Source organism: Paractinoplanes ovalisporus, from assembly GCF_016834655.1.
Classification (GTDB): Bacteria; Actinomycetota; Actinomycetes; order Mycobacteriales; family Micromonosporaceae; genus Actinoplanes; species Actinoplanes ovalisporus.
Window position 1 is genome coordinate 1 of the sequence record NZ_JAENHP010000054.1, and the last position, 4728, is coordinate 4728.

The 4728-nt window shown below is 66.9% G+C and carries 5 protein-coding genes; 1 reads left to right on the forward strand and 4 read right to left on the reverse strand.

Annotation, left to right across the window (positions count from 1 at the left end; all coding sequences use genetic code 11):
• Positions 1 to 72 precede the first annotated feature (72 nt).
• From JIG36_RS51315 to JIG36_RS51330, 4 genes are all read right to left on the reverse strand, one after another.
• Positions 73 to 282: a hypothetical protein gene (locus JIG36_RS51315; RefSeq protein WP_236050292.1), complete on the reverse strand. Its 210-nt coding sequence runs from the start codon at positions 280 to 282 to the stop codon at positions 73 to 75.
• Positions 283 to 320: 38 nt separating this feature from the next.
• Entirely contained in the window at positions 321 to 1115 is a 795-nt protein-coding gene (gene istB, locus JIG36_RS51320) for an IS21-like element helper ATPase IstB (RefSeq protein WP_203384261.1), read from the reverse strand.
• Entirely contained in the window at positions 1112 to 2731 is a 1620-nt protein-coding gene (istA, locus tag JIG36_RS51325; protein ID WP_203384265.1) for an IS21 family transposase, read from the reverse strand. The genes istB and istA overlap by 4 nt, the downstream gene beginning before the upstream one ends.
• 256 nt (positions 2732 to 2987) lie before the next feature.
• Positions 2988 to 3896, reverse strand: coding sequence for an alpha/beta fold hydrolase (locus JIG36_RS51330; RefSeq protein ID WP_203384262.1), 909 nt, complete (start codon positions 3894 to 3896; stop codon positions 2988 to 2990).
• A gap of 259 nt (positions 3897 to 4155) precedes the next feature.
• Here JIG36_RS51330 and JIG36_RS51335 point away from each other — a divergent pair, with 259 nt between their 5' ends.
• Complete coding sequence (locus JIG36_RS51335; protein ID WP_236050293.1) at positions 4156 to 4584, forward strand: DNA-binding protein; 429 nt, start codon at positions 4156 to 4158, stop codon at positions 4582 to 4584.
• The last annotated feature ends 144 nt before the right edge of the window (positions 4585 to 4728 follow it).

The following is a 4728-nucleotide window of genomic DNA, read 5'->3' on the forward strand; positions in this document are numbered from 1 at the left end:
CTGGCTTCGGTCGTGGGAATCGGTCCCGTATGGGCGCCTCTCTTGGGCCCGGGGAGGAGCGTTTCGTCATGATCAATGTGCGTGAGTTTGGGGCCCGCCCTGTAGACGTTGGCGGGTGAGCGCGAGCATGTCGATCAGCCAGCCGGGGCCGCCGGTGATGTCTCGGGCGCGGAGCAGGGTGTCGAGCTCGCGGTGCTCGATCGGGCCAGCGTGGGCGAAGTAGTCTTCGCAGATCTCGAGCAGCAGCGGTAGCAGGTCGTCGCCGGGTTCTTCAGGGTGCAATGGTGTCGTCCCCGATCGTTCAGCGTGGATGCCGGGGGTCAGGCCTGCGTCCGTGCTGGCGGCTCTGTGCGGGCGCGGGTTTGCGCGAGGCGGTAGGAGTCGGTGCCGGTCTCGATGATGTTGCCGCCGAAGGTGAGCCGGTCCACGATCGCGGCGCAGAGCCGCGGGTCGGTGAAGGTCTTGGTCCAGCCTGAAAAGGCTTCGTTGGACGCTATGGCGACGGAGGCTTTCTCTTCGCGTTCGGTCAAGACTTGGAACAGCAGCTCGGCGCCGCGTTTGTCGAGTTCCATGTAGCCCAGCTCGTCGATGCAGAGTAGGTCGACGCGGCCGTAGCGGGCGATGGTCTTGGCGAGGACTTTCTCGTCGGCGGCTTCGACGAGTTCGTTGACGAGCTTGGTGGCCAGGACGTAGCGGACCCGGAAGCCGGCCATGGCGGCTTCGGTGCCCAGGGCGATGAGCAGGTGGCTTTTGCCGGTGCCGGAGTCGCCGATCAGGCAGAGCGGTAGCCCTTTGCGGACCCAGTCGCATTTGGCGAGGGTATGGACAACGGCAGGGTCGACGTGGGGGTTGGCGTCGAAGTCGAAGACGCGAAGGCTCTTGTCGCGGGGGAAAGCAGCGGCCTTGATGCGGCGTTCAGAACGGCGCCGGGCCCGGTCGTCGCATTCGGCCATGAGCAGCTCGGCGAGGAACCCTCGGTAGGTCTGCTGGTCGCGGGCGGCGGCTTCGGCGAGGTCACCGAATTGGCCGCGAATGGTGGGCAGGCGCAGCAGCCGGCAGGCGGAGTCGATGGCTGCGTCGGCGGCTTGTTCGGTGAGGCCTCGGTGGCGGGTCATGGCCGGTTCCCTTCTGCGGTGCGCGGAGGCAGACGGAGCAGCTGGTCGTAGGCGGTGACGGTGGGCAGCGGCCGGGTGTCCGGGGGCAGCTGCGCGAGGCGCCGCTCGGTCAGCGAGACGACGTTGCTGACCGGCCTGATTCGGCGGTTGACGGGACGCGGGTGGTCGTCGGTCTCGGCGAACTTGCGGGCCTGCAAGGCGACGGCGTCCGCGGTGAGCGCTCCGGCCTGCAGCGCTGTGGCCAGCCCGGCGACGACGTGCTGGTGGGACATGTGCCGGTGCAGCAAGAGCACCTCGATCAAGGCGCGGGTGCCGGCGGCGTCGCCGTGGGCTTTGCGGACGGCTTCCCACCAAGCGTCGTGGACCGGAGTGAACCTACCAGCGGCCCGAGCCTGCTCGAGGGCAGTGGAGCCGGGTAGCGCGCCAGGTTTGCGCAGCAGTGCCTCCAGGTAGTGGTCCAAGTCGAGGCGGGTGCGCCCTTTTGCCATAAGCCGTTCGTGTCGGGCGACTTCGGTGCGGTCGTCATAGACGACCAGGTGGGAGGCGTGCAGGTGGACGCGAACCTGCCGGCCGACCAGCCGGACCGGCACCGAGTAGCGATTCGTGCGGATGGTGACCTGGCTGTAGCGGTCGACTCGGGGGCCGAGCCAGGTGCCGGTCTCGAACGGCTCATCCGGCAGCGGCACCAGGCGGGGCTGCTCGATCGCGAACATCTCGCCGATGGTGTGGGCCCGGGTGCCGATGCGGCGGGCGTCGTCGGCCGCGTCCCAAGCGTCGACCAAGGCGTTGAGCTGCTCAAATGAGTCGACCTCGGGAACGGGGACGAGGTGGTTTCGGCGGAACCAGCCGATCTGGCCCTCGACCCCGCCCTTCTCGTGCGCGCCCTGCAAGCCGGGCTGGCAGTAGAACGGATCGACGGAGAAGTGCGATCGGAACGCCGTCCATCGGCTGGTTTCGACCCGTTGGCGGGAGAACCCGAGGACCTGCGCGACCGCGGCTCGCAGGTTGTCATAGCGGATCTTGCCGGTCGGAACGCCACCGAGCGCGGCGAACGCGTGGACGTGGCCTTCGAGGAACGCCTCGGTCCCTCCGGAGGCGAAGATTCGGTGGACGGCCTTGCCACTGAACGACAACCGCAGTGCGAACAGCATGCAGGTCACCGGTTCGCCGCGCAGGTTGATGGTGACCTCGCCGAAGTCGACCTCTGCTTCCTCGCCCGGGCGGTGGGTCTGCGGGAAGAACACGTTGACCGGCCCGCGCCCGGCCTCGACGCGGATCTTCGGCTTGCGATCGGCGACATAGCGGCGCACCACCGAATAGGACACGTCCTGCATACCGTGCTCGGCGATCAGCCGGTCGTAGATGCGGGTCACCGTGTGCCGCTGCTTGCGTGGGGCGTCCAGATCCGCGCGCAAGATGGCGTCGATGATCGGCTTGAAGTCATCCAGCTTCGACACGCGCGGCGGCATTGCCTTGCGCGGCTGCGGCCACGCCGACGCCAAAGCAGCGCGGACCGTGCGCCGGCTCACCTGATATTTGCCGGCCATCGCCCGCACCGACATGCCGGCGCGTGAGTCCCGGCGGATCGCCGCGAACAGGTCGACCTTCGACATCAGCGGCATCGGCACGCTCCCGTCCCAGACCAGCCGATGTTCCCACCGTCCCAGGTGGGTCCGAAACTCGTGAACATCGAATCCACCCGATCGAGGTGGGGCCGAAACTGACGACCAATCCGCAGGCCAACTGCTGTCCCGGCCACCCTTGAATCGATGCTGAGCTCCGCTTGCCGGCACGAATGGCGGCACGGTCGGGCCATAGCCAGGTGAGCGCGATCCGTGCTCGGCTATGGCCCGGGTCCGGGCGGCCCGAAGGTCAGCTCGTCTGTCGGATGATCGAGTCGGCGATCCGCTCGGTGAGCCCTGGCGCGAAGAACGGATGGTGGCCCATGCCCGGCACGACCTCCAGCTGCGCGGCCGGGATCTGCGCCGCGAGCGCTTCGCCGTGGGCCGGGGGGAACAGCGGGTCGTCGCTGCCGTGGAGGACCAGGGTCGGCGCGGTGATGGCGGATAAGGAGGCCCGCCGGTCGTCGTCCCAGCGCCGCCCGGCGAGATCGTGATTCGAGGCAGCAGCGATGTTGCTGGCCCGGGCGTAACAGCGTTCGACGAACCGCCGTGCAGCGGATTCATCGAAAGGCAGGACATCGCCGTTGAGCACCCGCCAGGTCTGCACGTCGGCGTCCATGCGCTGCGCCGGGGTCGTCCGGGGCGCCTTCGCCGAGGCCATCACGTGGTCGAGGAACCGTGCAGTCGGAGGTGGGAGCTCGTCGGCCGAAGCCGGTTCTCCTGCCATGGCTCGCGCCCACGCCGGGCCGGGGTTGTTGCCCATCGGAGACGACGCCATCGAAGTCAGCGTATGCACCCGGGCTGCCTGGTGAACGGCAAGCCACTGCCCGATCGCCCCGCCCAGTGATATCCCCACAAGGTGCGCTGCTGTGACGTCGTAACCGTCGAGAACGGCGACCGTGTCGGCTGCCATGTCGGCGAGCGCATACGGATGCGCCGCGAAAGCGACGGAATCGGAACGTCCCGTGTCGCGGTGATCGAACCGGATCACCTGACGGCCACTGGTCACCAGCGCCTCCACCAACTCATCCGGCCAGCCGATGCCCTGTGTCGACGTGCCCATGATCAACACAACGGTAGGGTCAGCAGGCCGGCCGAAACGCTGCGTCCACAGCCGCACCCGCCCGGAACTAACAAACTTCTCGTCACCAGTAAGCATGCCGGGCACCGTAGCGGCCACCGAATCGACGCCAAGCAACTACCAGCTGTAGCCGAAAATTGAGCTTATGAGATAATTGAGGGAGGTGAGAGCGCCTGCGGGCGCCGCGCGCCAGGGGCTGCTCCAATGCCATCTGCCCAGCGCAATCCTCCACGGCCAGCCGAGGCCCGACAGCTTCACAATGCCCCACACCAAGGTGAGCGGCCCTCGCTTCAACAGGTGGTTGAAAACATGACGTTGATCAGTCATGCTTCAACACATGTCCGACCTCTTCGCTCGACCTGACCCCGCGGCGCAGCGCGCGTTGCGCACTTACCAATCCCTGACGTACCTGGTCGACCGGCACGCCAACAGTCCCGCCCGTCGATCACGGCAGGCGCATCCCGTGATGCCTACTCCACACGAGGTAGTTCGACTCGTAACGGGAATTGCCAACGGCTCAATCATTCCGGAGCCGGATGAGCAGGATTTAGATCACGACGACGTCGTCGCGGCGCTGACCCTGCTGCCCAGCGTTCGGGCCGATCTCGACTCCACCGAGCTAGCCCTGCTGAAGATTGCCCGGAGCAGAGGGATGACGTGGCAGGACATCGCCTTCGGCTTGGGACTCAATACGCCGCAGGCGGCCAAGCAGAGGTACGAACGTCTGGAAACACGTTCCGAAGACACCGGACGTACCGATAAATGATCCATCTCGCGGTCTCAAGCACCCACTAATAGGCGCAGCAAGCGTAGCAGGGTGGGTCCCAAACACGTGCACACAGAAACCGGTGCGTGTGACGTGGGACCAAAACGTGCGGCCAAGCGGGACCCTTACTCACGCTCAGAACCA

Coding starts and splice junctions, on each gene's coding strand:
- istB (WP_203384261.1), bottom strand. CDS start 1,115: ATGACCCGCCACCGAGGCCTCACCGAACAAGCCGCCGACGCAGCCATC.
- JIG36_RS51330 (WP_203384262.1), bottom strand. CDS start 3,896: ATGCTTACTGGTGACGAGAAGTTTGTTAGTTCCGGGCGGGTGCGGCTG.
- JIG36_RS51335 (WP_236050293.1), top strand. CDS start 4,156: ATGTCCGACCTCTTCGCTCGACCTGACCCCGCGGCGCAGCGCGCGTTG.